This is a genomic window from Bacillus cereus group sp. BfR-BA-01441, from assembly GCF_022663075.1.
GTDB classification, from domain to species: Bacteria; Bacillota; Bacilli; order Bacillales; family Bacillaceae_G; genus Bacillus_A; species Bacillus_A cereus.
Window position 1 is genome coordinate 37,355 of the sequence record NZ_JAKUEU010000022.1, and the last position, 25,210, is coordinate 62,564.

The window sequence follows — 25,210 nt, forward strand, 5'->3', positions numbered from 1 at the left end:
TACCTATATCCCACTACGTTGTAACTCGTCCAAGGATATACGATTAAACACCATCTCAAGTTATTTTAGTCGTAATAAGTTGGCCAGCTTCATTAATAGTAACTTTCCATTTCACTCCACTAGCAGTCTTCATGATTATACCTTTACTTGCCTCTATTTCAATATCTCCAAACATTCTTCCGCCAGTCGTCGCTAACCAAGCACTCCCATTTTCCATAGAAGATCTTGCAAAGATACGATTAATTCGAAAACGTTTATGATCTTGAGAATAACCACTTAATGTAATTCTAACTTTATATAACTGACTGGCCTTCATATTCGATATAATTGTATCGCCAACATTTAATGGAACATCCAACGCGATAACCCAACTTCCAGTTGCACTTAATGCATATTCAATTTTAATTTTCTTTGGGCTCTCTCCCCATCCAAAATACATTCCAAAACAATTTAACATTTGTATTGGTTTTTTCGTAAAATCCATTTCAATTACAACTGGATTACTATCTGGAACGTCAATATAGTTTACACTTTGTTCATCTATTAAATTAAAGCAATTTGTGAGATTTCCCCCGTACGGCACTTTTCCACTTACTTGCTTAACGTTATATTTCTGCTGAGCATTTACTAAAATATCATCTTGATTTCCTATTAAATGAGGTCTATTTAACGTCAAAGGTAACTGAATTCGTAGGGATTCTTCATAAGTAGACTTACAAACATTGTATTGCCCTTTATCTACAATAGTTGTCGAAAGCAGATTTGAAAAAAGGTAGTTACGATGAGAATTGGAAGAAAATTCAATAACAATTTGTTCACTACTCATCCGGTACGTATCCCAGATCATACAATCAAATGTATTATACGCACCTGAACAACGAATTACTTTTTCCGTTTGTTGTCTACATTGCACTTGAATATCATGAAACGTATTTCCTGAACTTTCATTTGGCAAATCACTATTTCCATCTACTTCAATCCCATACACACATCCATCAATAAATATAGATTGAAATACATTGGCGTTAATCCAGCAAGGTGTATTGATATCATTTATATATTCTGTCTTCAAATGTATTGCAGTTTGAAAGTTTTTAATTTGAATAAATTTAACTTGAAAGAAACTAATAAAATCCCATGCCTTTTGACAATAAAAATGTATTGCTTTTCCTTTATACGATGGAGTTGTATTTATTATATTTATATTTGATATAACAGATTGATTAGGTACTTCGATTTGTTGTGAACCAGAAACATAAATAACAGCAGATTGAAACAATGGATTTATAACTTGAAGAGTACCACCAACTATCGAAGCGTTACTTTGTAGCTCAAATGCATTAAAATCCCCATCAATTTGCAGTGTTACGGTAGGATCCAACTCTAATCTTACGTTTGATTTAATAACAATCGGCTTTACAATTTTGTACGTATTTATCCCTGTAGTTCTAACCGTCGAAATTCGATTCGCTACACAATAATCAATAGCTTGCTGAATTGCTAATGAGCTATCATTTCCCGAGTTTGGAACTGCGCCAAAACAATCAATATGAACGCTACTTTCTGGCGCACAATCTTCTTGGGATGAAATATATTCTGACAAAATAAATTCACTCCTCATATTACCTTTTTCATATAATATGTGAGTTGTCTCTTAAAAGTTTCTATAATAAAAAAAACAAACGACCTACTCGGTCATTTGTTTAATTCATATATATTTTTCGTTTCCTCTATCATTTTAGTTAACGAGAAATATCTCATTGCTTTCTCTCGTGCTTTCAATCTAATAGCAGTTACCTTTTCTTCATTCCCTTGTAGTTCCTCAAGCGCACTTGCGAATTCCGATTCGCAATATTCAGATATCAAAACACCTGACTCTCCATCTATTACCGCTTCATGTATTCCACCAACATCTATTGAAACAATTGGTGTCCCTGTAGCCATCGCTTCAATTACTACCATTGGAAACACTTCACGAAAAGATAATAAAAGTAAGGCGTCCATATTCCCTATAAACTCATGCGGCTCTGAAATATTCCCTAGCATCTTCACCCTTTGCTGCAATCCATATTTTTCTATTTCTTTCATAATCGATTCTTTCTCTGGTCCATCACCAGCAATATAAAACATAAAATCATTTCTCTTTTTCAACACATTTGCAATTTTGACAAATAGTTGATGGTTTTTCTCTTTGGATAATCTAGCTAATATCCCTATTTTATATGTAGATTCTTTCTTTTTCTGCTGGAATAAAAACTTTTCAATATCAACACCGTTATAAATTGTATTTATTTTTTCTTCTGCTACATGAATTGAAATTAAATTATTCTTCTCAAACTCACTTACTGTAATAATATTGTTCACATATTTATTCATGAAATACCGAAAAAGCGTTGGCATTTTCTTTTCTAATATCGTTACATTGTGTTTCGTATAAACAATTTTCATCTTTTTTTTAATAAACTTTTGAAGTAGAAGAGCATATAATACCATTCGCAAACTATTTGCATGAATAAGTTCTATCTTTCGTTTACAAATTTCGTTTCGTAAATAATAAATATTTCTCAAATGATTCCATCGACTAAGTAAGATAAAATTTTCTTTTCTAGTAAGGGATTCATATAGTTCTCCATCACCTGCAGCTGTATAAATCTTAAAATCCTCATAATGCAAATTATTTTCTAATTTACAGAAATAATTTTCGGCTCCGCCAGTTATCAATTTATCAGTCATCAACAGTATATTCATAATTGCGTCTTCCCAACTACATTGATTTTATTTTTTTTATAAGCATGATAAGCATACTTACTAAAATAGTAAAAGCTTTGCACTGCATTAAGACTTTTTTGGTCCCTTAATAATTTCCAATACCGAAAAGCTGCTCTAACTTTATTTCTCGAAACAGAATTTGCTACAATTCGATACTTCGCTAATACTTGCTGTATCCCTTTTGCTTCATGCCCTTCATGTAATAAGTTCAGCCATAACGCTGTATCTTCCGGCTGTACACTAGGCATTTCGACATACGGAATTTTTTCACGATCAATCATCACCGTTAAACACCCGATAATTGTATTTCCTACTAAATAATGATAGTCAACAGATTTTGGTACACTCACTTCGCGATTTAATTCATTACCATTTTCATCAATTAAACTATACGACGCATATGAAAAAGCAATATTCATTTCTTCCATAAATAACAATTGTGTCTTCAATTTATGCGGCAACCATATATCATCGCTATCTAAAAAGGCAATGTACCTTCCTCTCGCCTCTCGAATCGCTAAATTCCGAGCTTTAGCAGCACCAACATTTTCTTTTAATGATAATAACCTAATACGTGAGTCTCCTTCTATTATCTCTTTAATTTTTGCGGCAGATTGGTCGGTTGAACAGTCATCAACGATAATCATTTCCCAGTTTTCATACGATTGATTCTGTACAGATAAAATTGTCTCACCTATAAATCGTCTACTATTATAAGAAGGTGTTATTACAGAAACATGAGGCGCCTTATTATGTGCTGATAGACATTTTACCATCTATCTTTCCCCTTCCTTCATATATTGAAATATACTTCACAACAACTGCTAAAAATAAAAAGAACGCTTCGTTAATAATGAGTGACAATGACATCATCTGAAATAAAAATGCAATCATAGTCAATAGAAGGTATGGTTTTTCACGAAACAAAGTATGCTGCGCTAACTTAAACATTAATATGAATAAAAACGCACTATATAGAAGAAAACCAATTGTACCCGACTCAGACAAAATTTCTAAAAATGTATTGTGTACATATAATTTTTCATTAAATTGATACTCATAATAATTCGAGAAGTTAAACGCACCAATTCCGATATATGGATTGGATAAATAATATTTAAAAGCAGCTTCCCATAATGTAAATCTACCACTTCCATTATCATGGGAAAAATCAGAAATTCGTTTATTTAATATGTCATCTAATTGGCCCCCCATTACACTATTCGATAAACTAAAAATAACTACACTAAACAATACTAAACTCATAATTATTTTTATTTTTTTAGCGAAACTAGACATACATATATATACAAAAATGACAAGCACAAGCGCTAATATTCCCCCTCTTGAAAAGGTTAATAGACTCGTCGTAACACATAAAATTAACCCTAAGATGTTAGTGATATTTTGCAAATTCGTCATATAGTACATAAAAAATATTGTATTATAGAAAATAAAAATGTTAGGATCATCTAGCAATCCAATTAACCGTGGATATCCTCTATCAACTAATAATCCAGCAAAAATTTCTCTCTCTTCTCCACCGTATAAACTAAAGTATTGTAAACCGATTATATAGAGTAGTAGACTTACAACATTAAATACTATTCCTACATAAGCAATAGATGATTCAAGTACCACTATTTCAGTATTCCCCAATAAATTTCTCATTATAAAATAGCATCCTAAAACAAGTAGCACGCCAAAAATCATACGAATACTAGCATTTAAATACATAGAAAGAATTCCGCTTAAACAATAAATGAAATAAAACAGTAAAAATATAACTTCATGAAAATATAACTTTTGAATATGAAAGTCTTTAATTGTTAAACAAAAATATATGACTAAAAAAATCATATATATCTTCAATGAAAATCCAATATATAAATTGTATTTACTTAACATGACAAATAATATTAGAAGAATAATCCATCCCATTGATACTTTCATATTATTTTCCATAGGCTATATCCCCTGTTTCGTAATATAATCCTTTTTGCGTATTTTTCTTATAAAAGAAAGAAGAAGTTTTTTTAGCTCATAATCATATAGGAATATGGCAGCTACTACAATTAGTATATTAAGAACAAGCGCAATTAAATGATATGTATGCAATATATATTGCACTCCAATAAAGGTTACACCAAAATAAATTGTATACGGTATTACAATTTGGAATACAATTTTTTTCTTCACTACACTTACCGCTATATATCCCACTAAAGCGACTATTTCAAATAAAACCATAGCGTATGCCGCTCCTCTCACTCCACCAAGACTACTAAAGCTATACAGCATAACCCCACCTATCACCAATGCTACACACTGCACAACAGTCCTCTTATTTTGACAACCACTCGTCGTTAAACCGTCAGCAATGGCAATATTTAAACTTTGTAGCACAATAAGAAATGATAATATTTGGAGTGGTTCTACTGCATTCCTCCATTCTTCATGAAAAAATATAGAAATAAAGTATGGTGCTAAATGATATAAACCGATCGTCATACATATTCCTACAATCGCCATTGATTTAATTTGAAGTAAATTTAATTTCGTATGCTCTTCTATATTATTCTGGTTATAATGCTTAAAGAGCACCGGAAAAAATGCACCTGCAATTACCCCTGGTACTTGATATAAAGCTGCCGGCATCCGGTACGCCACTGCAAAAACACCTACCATACTTAATGGCAATGTATAGTTAAGCAAGATAGGCGCTAATTGTGGCGTACTCATTATTAAAAAACCGCTAATAATAAAGGGAGTTAATTGCCAAAATAACGCTTTATGAATTACGACTTTCATATTCATTTTCGTCTTTCTTCTCATGATATATATACTGAATAAACCACCAATCATATACCCAAAAGCATATAAGCGAGCTGTTACATACACCGGTAACTCTCCGAAAATACAAAAACATGTAATTATAATGACAACTGATGCTGATACAACTTTTATGAGCGCTATATACTTCATACGTTCCGTCAGTTGAAAATAGGCAATCCCTATGTTTTGCCAAGTTAATCCTATTAACATGAAAAACATTACGTTTATCATCATATAAATTAAATTTTTATCCGCATACATATAATGAATAGCAATATAACCGATGATAGAAATAAAAATAAGTAGAATCATCCTTATTTTTATATACGATGATAAAATCTTCTCTAAATCTGCTCCATCCTTTGCCCCTTCTCGAAGAAACGTATTACTAAGTCCTAAGTCTGTAAAAAATAACATAACAAACGTCACTGCTATGGCAACACTAAACATCCCATAATGTTGTGCGTTAAAAAAGTTTGCTAAAACAATTAAACTGACGGCCTGAAGAAGGTTAGCTAAAATCGTACTATAAAATAGATGGATAATATTGCTTAGAATAGATCTACCCATACAAGTTCTCCTTTGCAAGTAACCTACTTACATATGTTGTTTGTTTACATATATATTTATCTTGCACCATTACCGTTCAATACAATTAAAACGGTTTTACATAAAATACGGATGTCCATCCGAAATGTTTTCATTTCAATATACTCCATGTCCAGCCTCAACTTTTCCTTTGGATCAAGATTATACCCTCCATTTATTTGTGCCCATCCTGTTAATCCTGGTTTTACTATTAAACGTTCCTTAAATTCTGGAATATACGCATCAAACTCATTATAAAAAAACTCTCTCTCTGGTCTAGGGCCTACAAAAGACATATCTCCTCTTAAAATGTTTAAGAGCTGTGGTAATTCATCAATTCTCGTTTTTCTTATAAACAATCCAACTTTTGTAATTCTTTGATCATGTTCTTTTGCCCATTGTGGTCCGTTCATTTCAGCATCCTTTACCATCGACCTTAATTTAAATACATTAAACTTCTTCCCGTTTATACCTAAACGTTCTTGAAAGTATATTGGAGCCCCTGATGTTTCTAAGGTAATCATAATACAAAAGAACAACATAATTGGTATTGTTAATAGTAACAATATGATTGAAAATATAATATCAAACAAGCGTTTTACACTTCGATTCAATATGCTAGGCTTTTCTTGAGCCGGAATCGTATACAACTTGGCTTGATTTGTTTCACGAATCATGGATCGTTACCCCCACATTCAAGAATATAAAATTATACCTATTAATTCACATTCTTTCCTATTTATATCCGCTATTACTTTTTGCACTGTACGTAATGAATCTTTTTGCTTTTTAACTGCTAAAACCACTCCATCGCATTTCCCTGCAATAATGTGCGTAGCAGGAAGTTCAAATACTTCAGAAGAATAAACGAAAATGTAATCAAAATCTTCTTTCCACTTAGCAATCGCATTATCAAATTCATCCATAGCAACTAAAGGCGTCCCTGTATGTACTGTTTTTTTTGCAGGAATACAATATAAGTAATTAGACAAATTACTAGAAAAAGATTCATAATTGCAGGAGGAAGAGCTTATTATATCGTTTACTGTTATCATGTGATCACTTTGTAATAATACATGTAGTTTAGGGTCAGAAAAATTCACATCAATAAGTAACACCTTTTTTTTCATTTCCGCAAACACTAGACCCATATTTACTATAAGCGAGGCAACAACACCTCTGTCCTTCGTTGAACTAACTGTGAACAGTTGTTTTCCGGATTTTTTCAGCTCGTGATACACCGTATAAAACTGCTCTTTCATCAGATCATCATGCAAATTGAATGGAAGCTGCTTCTTTGTCCTAAACATCGACATGTTCACCTCGATATATAGATGATTTTTTATCAACCTCTGTAGGTTTCTTTTTTCTATTTGGTTCCATATTTATGTGACCAATAACAGAGACTGTTGTTATTTTCTCTAAATCTTGTTCCGTGTATATACGTTCATCAAAATAATCTTGAAATACAGCTAAACCTATCCCAACAAAAAAACTAACAATTAAAGAAATAGGAATGATCAGTTGAAATTTCGGAAACAATTTTTCAGCCTGTTCCTGTAACTCAGGATCAGTTAATACTTTCACCCCTTGTACATTTGTGTACTGTTGAAAGCTTTTTTGTGATTGCTCTGCCAATGTCTTTACAATGTCTTTCACGATTTTCGGATTGGAATCTTTTACTGTAACAGTTACAATTTGTGAGTTGTCCGTATTCACAACCGAGATTTTTTGTGCTAATTCATAACTTGATTGCTCTAATTTCAAAGTTTTTTTGACTGTTGAAATAATTAATGGGCTTTTTAAAATATCAACATACGATGTTACTAGTTGCTTATTTTCTTGTGTTTTATTTGTTGAATTTTCCTTATTAAACTCATCTAAATTCCCAACAAGAATTTGCGTTGAATATTGATATGACGGCTTTAAAACATACATAGAGATAAGAACTAAAGAAGCGGTTAAACAACACATCGTTAAAATAATCGTTACGAATCTTCTTTTCAGTAATTGTTGAAAATCTTTTATACTCATTTCTTGCTTCAATTATTTCACCGCCCTTTTCTGAATAACATCCTGCAATTCACTCTTTACAGATAACCCTTTCTCTCTTCTATCCACTTGTTTTGTTACATACTTTCCGACTCCGAATGCAAATTTTTCTACATATACATACGAAAGCATTGCAAGTATAAACGAAAAAACAAATGAAAAAATTAAAATAATAGGCAACGGTAATATTTCATGGAGCATGTATATAAGGGAAAACAACGATATAATATGGTATAAATAAAGACTGTAAGAAATCTTCCCCAAATATAACAAATATTTATTATGTAGCAAGGACGACAAAGTTGATATTGACAAACTTAATATGACAAATAAACATGCACTTATCGCCACTACGTAGTCTCGAAATATAAAATTATTGAGCACTTTCATTTCTCCAATAAGTCCTTCGTACATAAAAAGTAAAATCGCAAATAAAAACCATGCAATTTTCGTGTTTTTAGTACAATTACTATAAAAAACTATTAATTTATTTTTATACTTCGCAATTAGTGCCCCTAGTAAAAACAGCACCGTATAATGCAATGTTAATGCATAGCTTGTTAATGTTAAGCCCGAGCGAAACAAAAATAATATTACGACAGAACATATACTAAAACTAAACAATAATAGTAATGAACACCTTAACGTTTTTCGTAAGCAAATCATCAAAATTAACGGGAAAATTATTGATATTCGCATTTCATGGACAAGTGACCAAATCACACCGTTATATGCATCTGTATTATATTTCCCAACCAATAAAATATGTTGTGCGATTAAGCTTGAAGAACTTTCAATCGTCCATGAGCGATTAAACCATTCACTTAAATAAGAAATACCATATTCACTAATTGTAATCTGGCATACAATAGCTATAATTATTGCCACAATATAAGGAATATATATTCTGCATATACGTTTTAAAAGGTATGACCCATAGCTACTATAGTTTTTTTGAATAGATTCATACAAAACAAATCCGCTCAAAACAAAAAAGATAATAACTGATTCGTTACCACTACTAAAAATTAGACGAGCAGGCGTTTCTTTTAATAGATACACAACAAATGGTTTATTATCTTCATAACTGTAATTTTGAAATGCTGAAAAAATCATTAAATGATGACCAATCATTACTACTAATGAAGAAATCCCTCTTATAGAGTCCAATTCTTCGTATCTTTTCATCTTTTTACATCAACTCCTAATGAAATGATAATAATCATTTCAAAGCGACATCTTTATTCATATTCCTCTCCTTTCTTTTCATTCCAATTTTTCATATTAAAATGATTTTATAGTATAAATTTGAGTGTATTGTAACATTTTTTGTAATATTTTGAATAGAAAATCTCAAAAATTGGTATATACCAATTTCAACCTCGAAAAATGAGTAATATTGATAGAAAAACGCTATAAAAATATCTTGCATATTTACAAAATTAAAGAGCTGAATAGCGTTTTTTCAATATAAAATAAAAAAGATAGCCTACATAGGCTATCTTTTTTATTTTATTTAATTACTGGCACCACTATATGCTACATGTCGTTTCTCAATTCTCTCTTCAATTTCTTTCATATTTTCTTTATTATTTAATAGTGATTGTTTATTTTCAATTAATAATTGTTTAAACGATTTTCTCACTTTTTTTCTCATTTTCATTGTCCTCCTTGGGGGATGGTTTATATAAAAGATAAAGAATTATCTGTGTGTTCTTATAATAATTGATCGTTGTGAATTCTATTTGAACTTCATATGAAAATCTCGTTTATTTTCTGACAACTTTGTGAACACGAAAAAATGATTATCTAAAACTATGTTGAAATTAATTCACTTCATGATAAAAGTTATTATTTTCATCAACTTTTATCATTATATCTTGTCGAAATATTTATATATTTAAAATTGAGTTCGACATAATTTTATTTATTATCATACTGTTTACAAAAACAAAAAGAAGGTGTCACCAAGTCAAAGTTCGACTTATGCAACATCCCTCTTCCCAAACTATTTATAGCATATTTATTAATATTTCAGGTCTTCCCCAATTCATTTCTTCACAAACAAATCTAAGTTTTTCTTCATCCATTGTGTGTAATCCTTCTTCTAGTGAACATGAAATTGGAACTTCACAGTGAATTTGGGCTAATTGTAACGAAATATTTAAGTTCTCTAAATCACTTTCAATCTTCGTACGCTGCGCTTTTGTTAATGATTCTACATTTTCTAGTACAGCGGATACTGTTCCGTGCTCTTGAATAAGCTTATACGCTGTTTTTTCACCGATACCTTTTACCCCTGGATAATTATCACTTGTATCTCCCATGAAAGCTTTTGCATGGACGATTTGCCACGGCTCTACACCTTTTTCTTCCATGATTTTCTCCGGTGTGTAATATTCGTAATTTCCAATTCCTTTACGCAGAAGCATGACTGTAACGCTCTTATCAACAAGTTGAAGTAAATCCGTATCACCTGTTAAAATATAAACTTCAGCTTCATTGCAATATTGTTTTGCAAGCGTACCGATACAATCATCGGCTTCGTAGCCTTTCATACCGATAACTGGAATGGATAATTTTGCAGTCATTTCTTGCACTAAATCAAATTGAGGAATTAATTCTTCTGGTGGCGCTGCACGATTTGCTTTATAATTCGAGAACGATTCTGTTCTAAATGTCGTACTTCCCATATCCCAGCATGTAACGATATGTGTTGGTTCGATCGCTTGCGTAGCTGTTAATAAGTGTTTCATATAACCATGAATCCCGTTCGTAGGGGTTCCATCTTGTCGTTTCATAAATTGTCCGTAGACACTTGTTGCGTAAAAAGCACGAAATAATAGTGCCATACCATCAACTAATAATACTTTTTTCATAATTCCTCTCCTATTAAAAAAATAATAACCTTACGTTATCACGTAAGGTTATATAAATAGATTACCATTCTACGTTTTTGCTCAACTTTGTCTATTATACATTGTTTTTGTATATTTAGCATCATTAACACATTAAGACGTTCTACTACAACAAGTATGCAAGATGCCTGAATACGTATTTTTTCCAGTAGAAACAACGATAGCTTTTGCATTTCCACTAACAATATGCGAACCTTTAAAACATACATTTTCAAGCTCAAGTGGATTATAATCTTTCATCCGTTTTAATGGAATAAACCGTTTACGTTCAAGGTGATAGCAGCTCTCAAACTTCTCTATATTCGCTTCGTTTCCCGTTAACACAGACTCATTCACTAATAAATCATCTGCATAAATAATACGTACATCAGCTGGCACAGCATCTCCAGCCGAAAGAAAAATCATATCTCCAGGTACAAGTTCTTGCACAGGTATCTCCATCATTTTCAGTTCACTATTTAGCCCTGTACTACTAGAACATTCTACTCTAGATACAGTAATCGTTTCACGTTGTAATTCATCACACACACGTTGTTTTGAAAAACCTGGAATCATGCCACCTAGCTTCATCATTACTTCTGCAAGAAGTGCTCTTTTTGAAGTTAGTTCATTTCGGCCATATACTTGAATACGTTTTTGTGCCTCTTTCATTGATAGTCCGTCTCTTGTTGTTTTAAAATATGCAAATACAGATTTTACATCTCTTGTTGCAATTTCAATTAATAAATCTTTATTTTTTTGGAGCATTGTTTGTTCTTTTATTGATTTTTTACTTAGTTTATATGACGTGTTACCCACAGTTTTGTTTGCATATAACATATTATCGTCTCCTCCTTTACAACATAGGAAGAAACGCTTTGTTTCTCAATTTATCCACTTTACTGTGAAAGTGTCTCGCGCTTTATAAACGCTATATTGTGATAAATATAGAGGGAGGAACAAATCGTTTCCTGCCTACATCATATATTTTTGATTTGAAGTATATGGGTAACGGAACCGAGTCAGAATTTGACATGCTCCTCACCTCCTCGTTTAATTTTATAGTTTATAATATGAAATTACTCATAGCTTGGTAACAAAAAAGACCCCTACCCTTAAGAGAGTAGCGGCCATTACATACACAAATAAACGATTTCTAATATAATTAGAAATCTACGGACCTCTCCCTCACCGAGTTTTAGCACTGTATAGCATAGGTACATTACCAGCTACGTTAAGAAAAACCTTAATTCGATCATTCCTGTTGACCCATTGGCGTCTCTCGACATTTTTGGGCAGTAGCATTTCTCTATACAGGAGCCTCACCTAACAGAGACTTATTTTCATTACATTGAAAATGTTACTCTTATTTAAAATAGATGTCAACCGTAGCCTACAATTTTTTCAAATGGTATGGCAAACTAACGTATATAAAGTGAAACTTTAATCAGTGGGGGTTTTGTTCATCCCCCACTGATTATTAGCCCTCACCAATCGGGCTTTTACGGAATAAAATAAAAAACTTTACGTTTAAACGTAAAGTTTTTAATAAGTTATACAACCAGCAATTACAATCCCAATTGAAAGCGATAAAAACATAAGAAAAAGACCGACTGCTTGATTATCTTCTTCGAGACTTTTGTTTATATTAAAGCGTGGTGTAAGCCACTCAGCTAAATAAAAGACGATAATTTGAGCCAAAATCCCAACTGCTCCCCACGAAATCATATCAAGAAGTGAAATTGAATTAGCTGCTGTCGAATATAAAACGATAGCTAACCCAAGTAATCGCCCTCCAAGCACATAGCTTACCGCCTTATTACCTTGAGCCATTAACTTAAATTCCTTAACTTTCGTTGTCACTTCCATCAAGAACAGACCAATACATAAAAGGCCGAGTGTTACTGCTAAATATAATAAAAAATTAATCATTTTTTCCCCTCCTTTTTATACCTACCGGTAAATAGTACGATTCATTTCCTGTAATCTTTTCTCCCGCGCGAATACCGATACTACTCGCTTTTCCAGCAATTAAAAACGAACCAAACACATATGACAGTTTCTCGATCCCTTTTTCTGTTTCCAAGGATACGACTGGCAGTTCGATATACTTTTGAAATATCGGTAGTGACGCTTTATATGTTTGGTGTGCATTTTGAAGCATAATATTTTCGTCTTTATCGCGAATCGTAATTGTATCTCCTTCTCTCCCAAATGAAGGTTTTTGAACGAAAGAACCTTTTCCTAAAAATAAATCTGGTTCTAAATATGTAGGTAACATATATTCTTTAATCCACTGTTGTTCCTCGTTTGTATAAAAGACCTCTTCTTCTGCTAACCCCCAAATAAGACACTGAATTGATTTTGGCTGAAGTAAAAATGCTGACAAAGGATTTATTATAAAAAGCTTTCCGGCTTTTACAAGTTGCAGCAGTTCCACACCTACCAAATCTCCTGTTTCAGGATCTTGATCCTCAATTAAATCTTCTATCGGATATGTTTGGCGATATAAAACATCAATCTTCGCCCCATCTTTATCGACTAGAGCATCTTTTGTAATTCTAAGTTCTGACATTGGCACTACTTTATTTTCAACATGGCATAGCTGACTTAAATACATAGTGGTATTCCAATCCTCGATATGTTCATGATGTGCTGTAAAAACAACATTTGGATTATCTAATCCCTTTGTCGCTTCCATTACTGCTTTCGTTACACCAGAAGATAGCAATCGTTCTTGATCTGAGTTTGGATCATCATAGCCTAGATTTCCACATACTTTCCCATTCATTTGAAAGCATTCCATAATAAAAGTTGGTGTATCACTATTAAACTCAAGCATTTTGATTTGGTTATCCTCTGTTACGGCAAAATCAAATCGCGAAATTACAGATTCAGGATAAAGCCCTTTCATTCTAATGAATGATAAGCTCGCAGGAGGAAAACCAAGCTCAAGAAGCTGTTCGTCACTTAAATTTCGCAAAAGTCTAGCAGTCTTAAAAAATATTTTACCCATTCGTTCAGTCGCTAAGTGTAATTGTTCCAAAGTCTGATTTGTTATAGAAAAAACATGAAACAAACTATACTCACATTCATATAAATCCGACCAAAAATTCGGATATTTTAAATAAAATTCTTTTCTATCCCTTATGTATTGCGACATATTTTAGCCCCCAAATCCTCCCTTTGAACCGCTTCCAATTCCACCTTTAAATTCAGCAGACGATTGATACGATTTAAACGCCGATGAATTTTTAAAAGTGGATTTATTTTGATAGTATCGCCCACCATAGAAGTAATGCCCACGATAACCTGAACTACTATCATCACACTGCCATACCCCAAGTTCATCATCCCAATCCCAATCAGAACAACTATTATCATTCGGTTTTGGGGGAAGATCTTGTGCGCAACCAAATAAAGTGCCAGTCATTAAAGACGTTACGACACCACCTACTAGCCATTTCGTTTTTGTCACCTTCGCACTCCCCTTTTTAAATTCTATTCCTATTATATAGGATGGCATGATAAAGTAGAAGAAAAAGGAAGAAGAGGGATTAAATGCGCTTAGAATATCGACTTAATGATGAAACGAAAGGGTATCCTGCTTTATGGAACTACGCCAATATTTCTAATTCTGAAATTATCGCACGCATGACTTGTGAATATTTTATTAAAGAGAAAAATACTTATATTGTTACTGCAACTTCGGTTGATCCAGACGGAACAGCAGTTATTTATATTCAAAAAGAAGTTTTCGCAAATGACCCTTCAGACCCTACATACTCCTACATCGGTTTTGAAATTAGAGAACTAAGTGAAACGAGTTCAAACATAATAGATAGTCAAGATGTATGGAACTATGAAGAAATTTTACCATCTCTTCATTCAGATATTATATATATTCAGCGAGACGGCATGTCTATGGAGTTCTCCTTAGATTCAAGAGAGATTGATGAAGACAGAAAGTGCTACATTTATTACGGAAACTTCACAGGTGAATCAAGATAATATTGATATATCTATGCAACAAAAAAACCTTACGTATAAAACGTAAGGTTTTTATATAGCCCCACATATGCCGTTCTCTCTAGATGTCCATAAACCTGCTCTCACAGGTGGATGCTCTCACAAATGTTTGTAACTTCCTTCTTAAAAAGATGGCATGTTAGCTACATTTAAATATTGAACTTCCATATTAAACTTATTGGTTTAAGACATGCATAAGCTACGTACACCGTAGGAATTTTATATAAGGTTAGTTGAAATAAGACCCCCGCACGTGCCGCTCCTCGTAAATGTCCAAAAACCCGCTACTCGCAGGTGGATGCCCTCACAGTTACCGTACATCTTCCTCCACAAGGAAGGCTTGATGATGGTCGCTAAATATTGAGCTTCCGTATAACTAACATCGGTTTTAGACATAAATAAGTTACGTACACCGCAGGATGTATTATTTACTTGTCGTTATATTATCACATTGTTTCCAATGTGTAAAATACAAAGTTTTTCGAGCAATCTCTTGCTTGTGACCTTATTTTAATACAAATTATTTTTGCATGCAAGTGATTAATCTTCTTCTTTTGCAATTTGATTTTCTGGATAAGAAATCCAATCACTCCAGCTACCTGCATACAATTTAACATTTTGGAATCCAGCTAATTTTAATGCAACGATATTTGGGCACGCTGTAACACCAGAACCACAATATACAATGGTTTCCTTATCTTTCGAAAGATTTTGGAAGCGTTCTTGTTGCCCAGCTCCATTCTTAAATTGTCCTGATTGCAACATTCCATCCTTCCAAAAATGGTTTACCGCTGTCGGAATATGACCTGCTTTATGATCGACAAGTTCCTCGACACCAGCATAACGCTTTGGCTCTCTAGAATCAATTAATGTAACATCCGCACCTGCACGGATATTCTCTCTGACCGTTTCCATCGTTACAAGCATATGATCTTGTATGTTTGTTTTGAATGTTTTTCGTATAACAACAGGAATTTCCGTTGTTGTCGGTAGTCCATTCTCTTTCCAAGCCGGGAAACCACCATCTAATATATATACTTTCTCATGTCCTACATAGTTACATAACCACCATAAACGAGCAGCATTTGCACCGGCTTGACTGTCATACGCAATTACTTTCGTATGTTCATCAATACCAGCCTCCGAAAGCTTGTCTGCAAACTCCTCAATATTTGGTAAAGGATGGCGGCCACCATGTTCTGCTATAGGACTTGATAAATCTAAATTCAAATCAAAATATAACGCATGAGGAATATGTCCTTCTTCATACTTTTCTCTACCCCAATTAGGATTTGCTAAATCAAAACGACAATCGATTATACGGACATTCTCATCTTCTATATGCTCACGTAACCATTCGACTGTAACTATCATCTTTAAAGACCTTCTTTCTCTTTCAAACGACTTACATACTCCATAACCATTTCTTCTGTAACATATTTACGCTGCAAGGTAACACCATTTTTTGCAAGATCATTAATTTGCTTCGTTACAACATTAATGACATCAACCGAAAATTCTTTCCCATTTGACGCAAGAGATACGGCAGCTTCAATAGCTGCTTCACGCTGTGCATCTAATTGTAAACATGCTTTTACACTTTCATTTTGTTTACGAGAATGTGCTGTAATTGCTTTATGTACTTCCATCTTCTCTTCCCCCTAAATAGTTATACGTTTTTATTCAATTCCATTGCAAGCCGGATCATATCACGACATACAATCCCATTTTCAATAATCTCTTCTTCATAATGCTTCGAAAAGTAATCAAAATCAATAGAAAAAATACGAAATCCACATTTTTGATATAAAGCAAGTTGTGAAACACTAGAATTGCCTGTACCAACTTCAAGTTTTGACATACCATATCCTTTAGCAGTTTCTACAGCATGCCTTAATAGCTTCTTCCCAATCCCTTTTCCTTGTAAATGCTCTGCAACCGCAATATTCATGATTTCCATCGTCTTTGGCCTTGTTTCCAAAAGAACATATACACCGATAACGCTCCCCCCCTGCTTAGCTACGTATGTTAATCCTCTTTGTACATATGTAGCTATTTGCCGTTCACTTGGATCAGCAAGTAGCAATAAAGACTTCGGTATAGCCTCTTTTGGAATACGTTCTATTACAACAGACATAAAAAATTCCCCCTTCTCTATTGTTCTAAACCCTCCTTGTCTACCATAAGTAATAGAAAGGAGGGATTCACCATGGACAACAATGAGAAAAAATGCAACGTCATCTCTATTGATGGAAAGAAGAAGAAAAGCGACACGTATTCCTATCCAAAATTAGTAGTTGAAAACAAAACATATGAATTTTCTTCATTCGTCTTATGCGGTGAAACACCAGATGGCAGACGACTCGTTCTTACTCATATGATTTCTACCGATGAATTTGCTGGATTTGTAAAATCTTTAGATACTGTACTGCAAAAGAAAATTGAACGAATCTTTTTCTCATAACGACTATATAACATAAATTTCTTTTTCAATCTCTACTAACTGCTTTTGCAATTGTTCTTTACTTTGTTCATATAGAGATACATCGATCGTTTCAGCCAATGCAAACAATATACTTTCATAATAGTTCATCACATCTTGCTGCATCACTTTTTGGAATAAGTTCCACTTCATATCCCACTCTTGCTTATAATGATGAACAAATAAATCTTTTTCATCAGCTACATAGTTTGATACGAACGGTTCTAATACAGATTTAGCGTCTTCTTGCATAAAAGCTTTGTCATTCTTTTCAAAAAAGCTTTTCTCATTTTTAAAATGTGCCAGTGCTTTTTTGAAATCTTTTATTTCAACTGAAGGGAACGGTTCTTTATGTGTAATATCTTTATATTCATACTCCACTATTCTATTCATAGAAATTGATTCATTTTCTACTTTACAGTTCACTACAATTTCGTCCTTTGCACGCTTCATCGCTTCGTCTATCCATTTTTCAAGGCGTAATGATGTCGCACGCATTTCTTGCAATAAATCATGCTGAATAAATGCTACTAATTCCATAACACACTGTTGCAATTGTGTTTTCACATTTCCATCCGTTCGAAGTGACGCCGGATTAATAAATTCAGTAAACACATCGTTATAGCGCAGGAATAGACGCTGTTGCACGTAATAAAGCAACTCTTTCACTTCATTTTGCATCGCCTGTTCTTCAGCAAGTACACTATATGATGAAATGATATGAAGTAGTTGATCACGCTCTGCTTCATATTTTTTCGTTTGCTTCTCTTTCTCTTCATTCCCCTGTTTTGCACCCTTTATCATGTTTACTAAAAGCTGATCTGCCCCTTGCAAAGCACCATATAGAGCATGCACAGAAACAAGCATTAAATCTCTCATCATAAAGGACGTAAATGATTCCTCAAACTTCGTAATCCCAGAGTTTTGTAAAATACCATACTTCTCTTTTTCAACATTCTTTCCTTGTTTCTCTTCAAGCGCACATAAACTTGAAATTGCAAATAAACGCGGATTTCTAATACCGTATTGCAGCAGCTGATCTGCGATATAACCTTTTACCATTTCAAGTTCTTCTTCAGACTCTGCTAAATCCGCCGCATTAATTAAGAAGAACATTTTATCAAGGGCAAAAGTATCCTTTACACGACCAAGCTGAATTAAAAATTCACGGTCAGCACGAGAGAATACATGATTATAATATGTTACAAATAAAATAGCATCTGCGTTTTTAATATACTGGAATGCAACATCCGTATGGCGAGCATTAATAGAATCCGCTCCAGGTGTGTCTACAAGCGCTACTCCCTGCCTTGTTAAAGCACAATCATAATAAAGTTCCATATACTCAACGAAGCATGATTTCTCTTCATTCGCTACATAATCAGAGAACTCTTCTAATGTAACTTGTACTTGTTCTCCTAAATAAGTAGAAACTGCATCATATCCTTTTTGTACCGCTCGTAAAAAGCTAAATGTTGTTTTTTGCTTCCCAGTTGGTGAAGGATATTTCATAACTTTATCAATTTGTGCTAACGCTTCATCTAACGTAGCAATCTCATAATGAAACAGCTTATAAACAGCTTTCATATCTTCTAATAACGCTTGCTTTGATTTAAACTGAACAATTACTGTTCCGTGTGGTTTTTCCTCTGTAACCGGCAAAATTTGATTAATCGTTGCCGTCGTCGGGTTTGGTGATACAGGAAGTACTTTCTCACCGAGTAAGGCATTGGCAAATGATGATTTTCCAGCACTAAATGCCCCGAATAACGCTACTGTAAATTGTTTTGTTTCCACACGTCTTCTTTTCTCTATTACCTCTTGCTGTACATGTTTCAGCGCTGGCAATGGCTCTAATATCGTTTCAGCTTTTTTCACTTTCTCTAATATCCGCTGAATATTTAAAGCCGCCGTTCCTTTCAGCTCTTCTTCATGAACCGCTACGTTATCGCTTACGATTTCCTGCTCTTGTAGTGTAAATTTCTCACTAACAATTTGCTTTTCCCTTTGCAATATCTCATCTATTTGCAGCCCTTCAGGCGTAGCAACATGATCGTGCCAAACATTTCGTAAATAGTCTTCATATGCCTCCAAATTGTTACTGTATTGTAATTGTGTTTCTTTCGCCGTTTGCAACATCGTATATGTTTCAATCTCTTCTTCAATACGAGCAACTGCTTCCCTCACCTTTTGCTTTAAAACGACCGCACTTTTATCAAAAATTTGCTGTGCTTTTATAAAATAACGTTTCTTCAGTTCATTCGCTACATCCGCTGTATAAAGAAGTAAGTAATCACCTGTGAAACCTGCACCTTGTTTAATTACTTCGGCCAACATTTCTGGTCCGAAAGCAATTTCTAACCCATATATGTCTTTCCCAATTTCCTCCGTGAACAATCCTTCTTCTTTTAAGAAGGCTACAATAAATTCCTTCACATGAAAATCAAGCTGCGTTTCAACAGTCTTTTGAAGGGCAGAATAAAACGCCTCTACACGTCTTTGTTTTTCTTGCTCCGTCTTTCCTTTCGAAAATAGCAAACCGACCTTAAATTTTGTTAATTTCGTTTCTAAATATGCATTTGCCAATTCTCTCATTTCAAATGGCATTAAATAAGCGTTATCTAATATAGCTTGTAAACCTTTTATAAATTCGTTTCTCACATGAGATTCTTTACTTGCCTCACGATTTTTCGCTTCCGTTAACTCTTCCTTCTTTTCAACTACCTCTGAAATAGAAAGTGGTGATGCTAACTCTTCCTCATATTTCAAGAGAGCTTTTTCATTTTCAGAAACAATAAACGAGAAATGTTCTCCCATTAAATATTCTGTTTCTCGCTCCATTCCAGTCCTTACATACTGCTCTTTTTCTTTCATAATAGAAGTAATTAACGCTTCTAAGCTTCTAATTTCATTATGTGGATGGTTCATCATTCGTAATGACGTATAATAAACACCATCTACTTCAATATCCCAGTTAGAGAATGATTGTTTTACACTATCTTTATAATTCTCAAACGATAATTCATTTTCTTTATGTTTATCTATTTGATTTACAACGAGATAAACCGTTTTATTACGTTGTTTCAATTCTTTAACAAATTGTAAATTCACTTCCGATTGGACGTGATTATAATCCATCATATAAAAAATGACATCTGCCAGATGAAGTGTCGACTCTGTCGCTAATTGATGGGCATCATCTGTTGAATCAATCCCTGGTGTATCAACTAACATAACCCCTTCAGGAATCGGCGCGTCGTTTCGATAAATATGAACACCAATTACTTCATCGCCGTCTTTACAAATTTGTTTTAATTCTTCTGCTGAATATGCACCGTCATATTCGTACTGCTCTCCAGATTTAACCGTTACAACAACACGATCCATTCCTTTTTCAATTTTGACAACGTTAGCGCTTGTCGGAATTGGACTTGTCGGTAACAACTGCGCTTTATATAGATGATTCATCATCGTTGATTTCCCTGCAGAGAAGTGACCGCAGAACGCTATCATAAGCTGTTCTTGTTTATATTTTTGAATTACCTCAAACAACTTTAAACTATTCTCTGCATCGCCGTGTTTTTGCCACTCTTCATAAAAACAAACAAGTTTTTTCATACCGTTTGTCTGTACTATGTTTGTCATCCCCTTGTTCCCCTTTATCCAAGATGTATATACTTTTCCCCGCTATTTGCGAGCTCATAACCAGTGAGAGTTACACCTACCCATTGATTACAGTTTCACTTTACTATCATACTAAATTTTCAGCATATTCTCATTAAAAATAAAAAATCCCTTTCATTCTTTTTACAAATGAAAGGGATTTTATGTCATATCACTCATTTTGCTGTTCCTACTCCATTTAAAACATACTTCGCAATAACTGCATATACAGCGACTGTACCTGCTACTAATGCATATACCATACTTACGCACCAACCTTTTTTGATAATGATTATCACTTTTGAATACAGTTTATCATTAAAGAGAATCATTATCAACACTTTTCATAAAGAAAGCTCCTTATAAGAAGGAGCTTTACTGCCTGTTTTGAAAAAGGTTAAAACTTGTTGTGCACTCTTATTATATCTCATCCTACATAACTTAACAGTTTAAAAAAATGGAAATATCCCCTATCCCCTCCACCTTACATTTCGTATAATAAAAGGGAATTACTTAACAAGGAGGAAAAAAATGACACAAAATCTCACACAAGGCGAGAGGATACACTCCATTGATATTATTAGAGGAATAGCTGTACTAGGTATTTTTCTTGTGAATTGGCCTGTTATCGCCGGGGTTGACTCACGTGATCTTTCAGGAATTTACGAAGGGATAGACAGCTACATTCGCCTATTTTACGATATGTTTATTCAAACGAAATTTTATACAATTTTTTCGTTTTTATTCGGATTAGGTTTTTATATTTTTATGAGTCGTGCTGAAGCGAAAACAGATCATCCAAAAATTTTATTTGTTCGCCGCTTACTTATTTTATTATTATTCGGTTTCTTACATTACGTTCTTTTATGGGACGGAGACATTTTACATACTTATGCGATTGCTGGATTTTTCTTATTTTTATTTTATAAGAGAGAACCTCGTACTATTTTAATATGGGCTATCGTTTTATTGAGTATTTTTCAATTCATTATGCTAATGGCTGGTATTACGGTTGCATTGGTACCAAAGGAAGAGCTAGGTTTTTCCTTACCTATCATGCCATTAGAAGACTGGCTGTCACAAATACAAAATCGTTTCCATGCATTTTACGCTGATGGAATTGGATTAAATTTACTTATGCTCCCAGAAACAGTTGGGCTGTTTTTACTTGGTTTATACGCCGGCAAAAAGGATATTTTCCGCCGCGCGAAAGAGTTAGATCCAAAGCTTAAAAAATGGCAAATTATTATGTTCCTTTTTACATTACCAATGTGGTTCTTCATGGTTCGTTACTTCTTATCAAAACCATTTTATGAACCAATTTATATGCAGGTCTTTACAATGTTTAGCGGAAAAACGTTATTCATATTCTACATTTTCACACTAATGCGTTTATTACAAATAGAAAAATGGCAAACGTTATTACGTCCATTCCAATACGTTGGACGAATGGCATTAACAAATTACATCTCGCATACAATTGTTACATTACTTGTATTTGGTCTATTTCTTAAAAATTATTATCCTGCTCCATTATGGGTTGGACCACTATTCTGCATTAGTTTCTACACGTTACAAATCTTTATTAGCCGCTGGTGGCTTTCACATTACCAATACGGACCACTTGAGTACATTTGGCGTCTTGGTACTTACGGGAAAATGATGCCACTTAAAAAGAAAAGCAAGGTCTCATAACGAGACCTTGCTTTTTTACGCTTCTCTTACTGCATTTTGCATAGATACTGGCTCTTCTTCTACTTTCACTTTGCGCTGCGGCACCATATTAAATACGATATTTAAAAGTACTGCTGACGCACTTCCAAGTACAATTCCGTTATCTGTTAAAATACGAATGCTTTCTGGAAGTTGTGAAAATAATGTAGGAACGACTGTTACGCCAAGCCCAATTCCGACAGAACATGCAACGATTAATAAGTTTTCTTGTCTTCCGAAGTCAACGCTACTTAACATTTTAATACCATATGCCATAACCATACCGAACATCGCTAACATCGCACCGCCCAGTACTGATTTCGGAATAATTGTTGTAATAGCTGCGATTTTTGGAATGAAACCAAGTGCGATTAACATACCACCGCAAGTATAAATAATAACGCGATTTCTTACTCCAGTTAATTGAACAAGTCCTACGTTTTGAGAGTATGTTGTATATGGGAACGCGTTGAAAATGCCACCTAACACCATCGCTAATCCTTCTGCGCGATAGCCTTTTGTTAATTCTTTTTCACCGATTTTTTTATTGCAAATATCAGATAATGCAAAGTATACACCCGTTGCTTCTACAATCCCTACACAAGCAACGAGAATCATCGTAATAATTGGTGTTAATTCAAATGTTGGTGTACCAAAGTAAAATGGTTGAATACCGTGGAACCAATCCGCCTCTCCAACCGCTTGCAAACTTACTTTCCCCATAAACGCTGCAACGATAGTACCGAACAATAGACCTAGTAAAATAGAGATTGAACGAATAAATCCATCAAAGAAACGATACATAATGATGATAAATAATAACACACCAAATGCTAATGCTAAATTTTCAAGACTACCGAAATCCTTACTTCCTACTCCTCCAGCCATGTCATTAATTGCTGCTGGAACAAGTGTAACTCCAATTACAGTAACAACAGATCCTGTTACAACAGGTGGAAACAGTTTTACAAGTTTTCCAAATAATTTCGCAAAAATAACAACGAATAACCCAGCAGCAATAATTGCTCCATAAATTGAAGACACACCGTATTGTTTTCCAATCGCAATCATCGGTCCAACGGCTGTAAATGTACAACCAAGTACAACGGGAAGTCCTATACCGAAAAAGCGATTTGATAATGCTTGTAAAATTGTCGCAACGCCGCACATTAATAAATCAATTGAGACTAAATATGTTAACTCTTTTTGATTTAAACCAAGTCCACCGCCCACAATAAGCGGAACGATAATTGCTCCAGCATACATTGCAAGCATATGCTGCATACCAAGCGATGCAATTTTAAATGGATGCTGCTTCATCGTTTATTTCACCTCCGCAGTTTCTTGCTGTACAAATGTAACTGTGCCGTTATCAAGTGATGCAATTTCTGCTAGTGATTCAACACGAACGCCTTGTTCACGAAGCTTCTTTCCTCCATCTTGAAATGCTTTTTCAATAACAATTCCAATTCCTGCAATACTCGCTCCAGCTTGCTCTACTAAACTCATTAAACCTAAAGCAGCCTGACCGTTTGCTAAAAAGTCATCGATGATTAATACACGATCATTTTCATCGATATGATTTCGAGATAATGAAATTTCATTTGTTTCTTGTTTTGTAAATGAATATACGTTTGCAACGTACATATTATCTTGTAACGTTAACGATTTACGTTTTCGTGCAAAAATTACTTTTACACCAAGCTCTAATGCAGCCATAACTGCTGGTGCAATGCCTGAAGATTCAATCGTCACGATTTTTGTAATGTTCTCTTCTTTAAAACGTTTAGCAAATTCTTTTCCGATTTCTTGCATAAGTACTGGATCAATTTGATGATTTAAAAAAGCATCTACCTTTAATACGTCACCAGATAAAACCTTTCCTTCGTTCAAAATCTTTTCTTGTAATACTTTCATGTTTGTTCCCCCTCTTATGCAATAAAAAAACTCCAAAAGCCACCACCACTCGTTACAAGTGAGAGACGCGCTTTTGGAGTTTCGCAAAAAAAGAATGCTAAACAAGCAATTATATTCGTCCTCACTCATAGTCAAAGTATTTACGGTACTTCGGTAGAAACTTGCAGGCCATATCCCCGCGATTATATGAGTGTAGCTAACTATTTATTTTATAGAAGGATTATAACGTACTTTTTATGCTTTGAAAAGCATTTATCGAAAAAAC

The 25,210-nt window shown here is 33.9% G+C and carries 25 protein-coding genes, 2 other RNA genes and 2 riboswitches; of the genes, 3 read left to right on the forward strand and 24 right to left on the reverse strand.

Features of this window, described 5'->3' with window-relative positions; translation table 11 throughout:
• Window positions 1-55: 55 nt before the first annotated feature.
• The 15 genes from MR107_RS11835 to MR107_RS11905 form a co-directional block, all read right to left on the reverse strand.
• A complete protein-coding gene (locus MR107_RS11835) occupies window positions 56-1,603 on the reverse strand; it encodes a hypothetical protein (RefSeq protein WP_071739866.1) in 1,548 nt (515 codons plus the stop codon).
• A gap of 92 nt (window positions 1,604-1,695) precedes the next feature.
• On the reverse strand, window positions 1,696-2,748 hold the full coding sequence (locus MR107_RS11840) for a glycosyltransferase family 4 protein (RefSeq protein ID WP_242292390.1): 1,053 nt from the start codon (window positions 2,746-2,748) through the stop codon (window positions 1,696-1,698).
• Window positions 2,745-3,545 carry a glycosyltransferase family 2 protein gene (locus tag MR107_RS11845; RefSeq protein ID WP_000237694.1) on the reverse strand — a complete coding sequence of 267 codons (801 nt, stop codon included), beginning with the start codon at window positions 3,543-3,545 and terminating at the stop codon, window positions 2,745-2,747. Before MR107_RS11845 ends, MR107_RS11840 begins: the two co-directional genes overlap by 4 nt.
• Window positions 3,520-4,734 carry an O-antigen ligase family protein gene (locus MR107_RS11850; protein WP_000429870.1) on the reverse strand — a complete coding sequence of 405 codons (1,215 nt, stop codon included), beginning with the start codon at window positions 4,732-4,734 and terminating at the stop codon, window positions 3,520-3,522. The genes MR107_RS11845 and MR107_RS11850 overlap by 26 nt, the downstream gene beginning before the upstream one ends.
• Before the next feature lie 3 nt (window positions 4,735-4,737).
• Window positions 4,738-6,174, reverse strand: coding sequence for an oligosaccharide flippase family protein (locus tag MR107_RS11855; RefSeq protein ID WP_242292391.1), 1,437 nt, complete (start codon window positions 6,172-6,174; stop codon window positions 4,738-4,740).
• A gap of 56 nt (window positions 6,175-6,230) precedes the next feature.
• The gene (locus tag MR107_RS11860; protein WP_000617648.1) at window positions 6,231-6,869 is read right to left on the reverse strand and encodes a sugar transferase; all 639 of its coding nucleotides are present in this window, start codon (window positions 6,867-6,869) and stop codon (window positions 6,231-6,233) included.
• Window positions 6,870-6,887: 18 nt separating this feature from the next.
• Window positions 6,888-7,508: a CpsD/CapB family tyrosine-protein kinase gene (locus MR107_RS11865; protein WP_002100874.1), complete on the reverse strand. Its 621-nt coding sequence runs from the start codon at window positions 7,506-7,508 to the stop codon at window positions 6,888-6,890.
• Window positions 7,495-8,238 (reverse strand): YveK family protein, encoded by a 744-nt coding sequence (locus MR107_RS11870; RefSeq protein ID WP_000807054.1) that lies wholly within the window; start codon window positions 8,236-8,238, stop codon window positions 7,495-7,497. The genes MR107_RS11865 and MR107_RS11870 overlap by 14 nt, the downstream gene beginning before the upstream one ends.
• Window positions 8,239-9,432 (reverse strand): acyltransferase family protein, encoded by a 1,194-nt coding sequence (locus MR107_RS11875; protein ID WP_211477990.1) that lies wholly within the window; start codon window positions 9,430-9,432, stop codon window positions 8,239-8,241.
• Between the two features lie 328 nt (window positions 9,433-9,760).
• Window positions 9,761-9,901: an FbpB family small basic protein gene (locus tag MR107_RS11880; protein WP_001228048.1), complete on the reverse strand. Its 141-nt coding sequence runs from the start codon at window positions 9,899-9,901 to the stop codon at window positions 9,761-9,763.
• A 355-nt stretch (window positions 9,902-10,256) separates the two neighbouring features.
• Window positions 10,257-11,123, reverse strand: coding sequence for a 5'-3' exonuclease (locus MR107_RS11885; protein WP_000757075.1), 867 nt, complete (start codon window positions 11,121-11,123; stop codon window positions 10,257-10,259).
• 132 nt (window positions 11,124-11,255) lie between these two features.
• Window positions 11,256-11,981 carry a P-type ATPase actuator domain-containing protein gene (locus tag MR107_RS11890; RefSeq protein ID WP_000964949.1) on the reverse strand — a complete coding sequence of 242 codons (726 nt, stop codon included), beginning with the start codon at window positions 11,979-11,981 and terminating at the stop codon, window positions 11,256-11,258.
• A gap of 335 nt (window positions 11,982-12,316) precedes the next feature.
• Window positions 12,317-12,482: riboswitch (M-box (ykoK) riboswitch) on the reverse strand.
• A 204-nt stretch (window positions 12,483-12,686) separates the two neighbouring features.
• Window positions 12,687-13,073 (reverse strand): DUF350 domain-containing protein, encoded by a 387-nt coding sequence (locus MR107_RS11895; protein WP_000606857.1) that lies wholly within the window; start codon window positions 13,071-13,073, stop codon window positions 12,687-12,689.
• Window positions 13,066-14,304, reverse strand: coding sequence for a glutathionylspermidine synthase family protein (locus tag MR107_RS11900; RefSeq protein WP_086395963.1), 1,239 nt, complete (start codon window positions 14,302-14,304; stop codon window positions 13,066-13,068). The genes MR107_RS11895 and MR107_RS11900 overlap by 8 nt, the downstream gene beginning before the upstream one ends.
• Before the next feature lie 3 nt (window positions 14,305-14,307).
• On the reverse strand, window positions 14,308-14,619 hold the full coding sequence (locus MR107_RS11905) for a hypothetical protein (RefSeq protein ID WP_000169030.1): 312 nt from the start codon (window positions 14,617-14,619) through the stop codon (window positions 14,308-14,310).
• An 83-nt stretch (window positions 14,620-14,702) separates the two neighbouring features.
• On the opposite strand from MR107_RS11905, the gene MR107_RS11910 reads away from it, so the two are divergent.
• Window positions 14,703-15,152 carry a hypothetical protein gene (locus MR107_RS11910; RefSeq protein ID WP_086395962.1) on the forward strand — a complete coding sequence of 150 codons (450 nt, stop codon included), beginning with the start codon at window positions 14,703-14,705 and terminating at the stop codon, window positions 15,150-15,152.
• Window positions 15,153-15,206: 54 nt separating this feature from the next.
• Here MR107_RS11910 and ssrS (MR107_RS11915) read toward each other — a convergent pair.
• The 5 genes from ssrS (MR107_RS11915) to MR107_RS11935 form a co-directional block, all read right to left on the reverse strand.
• A non-coding RNA gene (gene ssrS / locus MR107_RS11915) (6S RNA) lies at window positions 15,207-15,390 on the reverse strand.
• Window positions 15,391-15,411: 21 nt separating this feature from the next.
• Window positions 15,412-15,594: non-coding RNA, 6S RNA (ssrS, locus tag MR107_RS11920), on the reverse strand.
• Between the two features lie 116 nt (window positions 15,595-15,710).
• Window positions 15,711-16,544, reverse strand: coding sequence for a sulfurtransferase (locus tag MR107_RS11925; RefSeq protein ID WP_071740361.1), 834 nt, complete (start codon window positions 16,542-16,544; stop codon window positions 15,711-15,713).
• Window positions 16,545-16,546: 2 nt separating this feature from the next.
• Window positions 16,547-16,819 carry a YpbS family protein gene (locus MR107_RS11930; RefSeq protein ID WP_000451817.1) on the reverse strand — a complete coding sequence of 91 codons (273 nt, stop codon included), beginning with the start codon at window positions 16,817-16,819 and terminating at the stop codon, window positions 16,547-16,549.
• Window positions 16,820-16,839: 20 nt separating this feature from the next.
• Window positions 16,840-17,307 (reverse strand): GNAT family N-acetyltransferase, encoded by a 468-nt coding sequence (locus MR107_RS11935; RefSeq protein ID WP_000117689.1) that lies wholly within the window; start codon window positions 17,305-17,307, stop codon window positions 16,840-16,842.
• Between the two features lie 72 nt (window positions 17,308-17,379).
• On the opposite strand from MR107_RS11935, the gene MR107_RS11940 reads away from it, so the two are divergent.
• On the forward strand, window positions 17,380-17,634 hold the full coding sequence (locus MR107_RS11940; protein WP_000369740.1) for a DUF3931 domain-containing protein: 255 nt from the start codon (window positions 17,380-17,382) through the stop codon (window positions 17,632-17,634).
• A gap of 3 nt (window positions 17,635-17,637) precedes the next feature.
• Here the strand turns inward: MR107_RS11940 and MR107_RS11945 are convergent, their stop codons facing one another.
• Window positions 17,638-21,297, reverse strand: coding sequence for a dynamin family protein (locus tag MR107_RS11945; RefSeq protein ID WP_242292392.1), 3,660 nt, complete (start codon window positions 21,295-21,297; stop codon window positions 17,638-17,640).
• A 194-nt stretch (window positions 21,298-21,491) separates the two neighbouring features.
• Complete coding sequence (locus MR107_RS11950; RefSeq protein ID WP_002182615.1) at window positions 21,492-21,656, reverse strand: hypothetical protein; 165 nt, start codon at window positions 21,654-21,656, stop codon at window positions 21,492-21,494.
• A gap of 190 nt (window positions 21,657-21,846) precedes the next feature.
• Here MR107_RS11950 and MR107_RS11955 point away from each other — a divergent pair, with 190 nt between their 5' ends.
• Entirely contained in the window at window positions 21,847-23,010 is a 1,164-nt protein-coding gene (locus MR107_RS11955; protein WP_242292393.1) for a DUF418 domain-containing protein, read from the forward strand.
• A 15-nt stretch (window positions 23,011-23,025) separates the two neighbouring features.
• Here the strand turns inward: MR107_RS11955 and pbuX are convergent, their stop codons facing one another.
• Together pbuX and MR107_RS11965 are read right to left on the reverse strand one after the other, a co-directional pair.
• Window positions 23,026-24,348, reverse strand: a complete 1,323-nt coding sequence (gene pbuX, locus MR107_RS11960) for a xanthine permease PbuX (RefSeq protein ID WP_048538184.1) — start codon at window positions 24,346-24,348, stop codon at window positions 23,026-23,028.
• A 3-nt stretch (window positions 24,349-24,351) separates the two neighbouring features.
• Complete coding sequence (locus tag MR107_RS11965) at window positions 24,352-24,945, reverse strand: xanthine phosphoribosyltransferase (protein WP_000866483.1); 594 nt, start codon at window positions 24,943-24,945, stop codon at window positions 24,352-24,354.
• A gap of 108 nt (window positions 24,946-25,053) precedes the next feature.
• Window positions 25,054-25,155, reverse strand: a riboswitch (purine riboswitch).
• Window positions 25,156-25,210 lie beyond the last annotated feature (55 nt).

What these genes read in the sequence shown, in the direction of transcription:
- MR107_RS11840 (WP_242292390.1), bottom strand. Translation starts at nt 2,748, where the DNA reads ATGAATATACTGTTGATGACTGATAAATTGATAACTGGCGGAGCCGAA.
- MR107_RS11845 (WP_000237694.1), bottom strand. Translation starts at nt 3,545, where the DNA reads ATGGTAAAATGTCTATCAGCACATAATAAGGCGCCTCATGTTTCTGTA.
- MR107_RS11850 (WP_000429870.1), bottom strand. Translation starts at nt 4,734, where the DNA reads ATGGAAAATAATATGAAAGTATCAATGGGATGGATTATTCTTCTAATA.
- MR107_RS11855 (WP_242292391.1), bottom strand. Translation starts at nt 6,174, where the DNA reads ATGGGTAGATCTATTCTAAGCAATATTATCCATCTATTTTATAGTACG.
- MR107_RS11860 (WP_000617648.1), bottom strand. Translation starts at nt 6,869, where the DNA reads ATGATTCGTGAAACAAATCAAGCCAAGTTGTATACGATTCCGGCTCAA.
- MR107_RS11865 (WP_002100874.1), bottom strand. Translation starts at nt 7,508, where the DNA reads ATGTCGATGTTTAGGACAAAGAAGCAGCTTCCATTCAATTTGCATGAT.
- MR107_RS11875 (WP_211477990.1), bottom strand. Translation starts at nt 9,432, where the DNA reads ATGAAAAGATACGAAGAATTGGACTCTATAAGAGGGATTTCTTCATTA.
- MR107_RS11880 (WP_001228048.1), bottom strand. Translation starts at nt 9,901, where the DNA reads ATGAGAAAAAAAGTGAGAAAATCGTTTAAACAATTATTAATTGAAAAT.
- MR107_RS11885 (WP_000757075.1), bottom strand. Translation starts at nt 11,123, where the DNA reads ATGAAAAAAGTATTATTAGTTGATGGTATGGCACTATTATTTCGTGCT.
- MR107_RS11890 (WP_000964949.1), bottom strand. Translation starts at nt 11,981, where the DNA reads ATGTTATATGCAAACAAAACTGTGGGTAACACGTCATATAAACTAAGT.
- MR107_RS11895 (WP_000606857.1), bottom strand. Translation starts at nt 13,073, where the DNA reads ATGATTAATTTTTTATTATATTTAGCAGTAACACTCGGCCTTTTATGT.
- MR107_RS11900 (WP_086395963.1), bottom strand. Translation starts at nt 14,304, where the DNA reads ATGTCGCAATACATAAGGGATAGAAAAGAATTTTATTTAAAATATCCG.
- MR107_RS11910 (WP_086395962.1), top strand. Translation starts at nt 14,703, where the DNA reads ATGCGCTTAGAATATCGACTTAATGATGAAACGAAAGGGTATCCTGCT.
- MR107_RS11925 (WP_071740361.1), bottom strand. Translation starts at nt 16,544, where the DNA reads ATGATAGTTACAGTCGAATGGTTACGTGAGCATATAGAAGATGAGAAT.
- MR107_RS11930 (WP_000451817.1), bottom strand. Translation starts at nt 16,819, where the DNA reads ATGGAAGTACATAAAGCAATTACAGCACATTCTCGTAAACAAAATGAA.
- MR107_RS11935 (WP_000117689.1), bottom strand. Translation starts at nt 17,307, where the DNA reads ATGTCTGTTGTAATAGAACGTATTCCAAAAGAGGCTATACCGAAGTCT.
- MR107_RS11940 (WP_000369740.1), top strand. Translation starts at nt 17,380, where the DNA reads ATGGACAACAATGAGAAAAAATGCAACGTCATCTCTATTGATGGAAAG.
- MR107_RS11945 (WP_242292392.1), bottom strand. Translation starts at nt 21,297, where the DNA reads ATGACAAACATAGTACAGACAAACGGTATGAAAAAACTTGTTTGTTTT.
- MR107_RS11955 (WP_242292393.1), top strand. Translation starts at nt 21,847, where the DNA reads ATGACACAAAATCTCACACAAGGCGAGAGGATACACTCCATTGATATT.
- pbuX (WP_048538184.1), bottom strand. Translation starts at nt 24,348, where the DNA reads ATGAAGCAGCATCCATTTAAAATTGCATCGCTTGGTATGCAGCATATG.
- MR107_RS11965 (WP_000866483.1), bottom strand. Translation starts at nt 24,945, where the DNA reads ATGAAAGTATTACAAGAAAAGATTTTGAACGAAGGAAAGGTTTTATCT.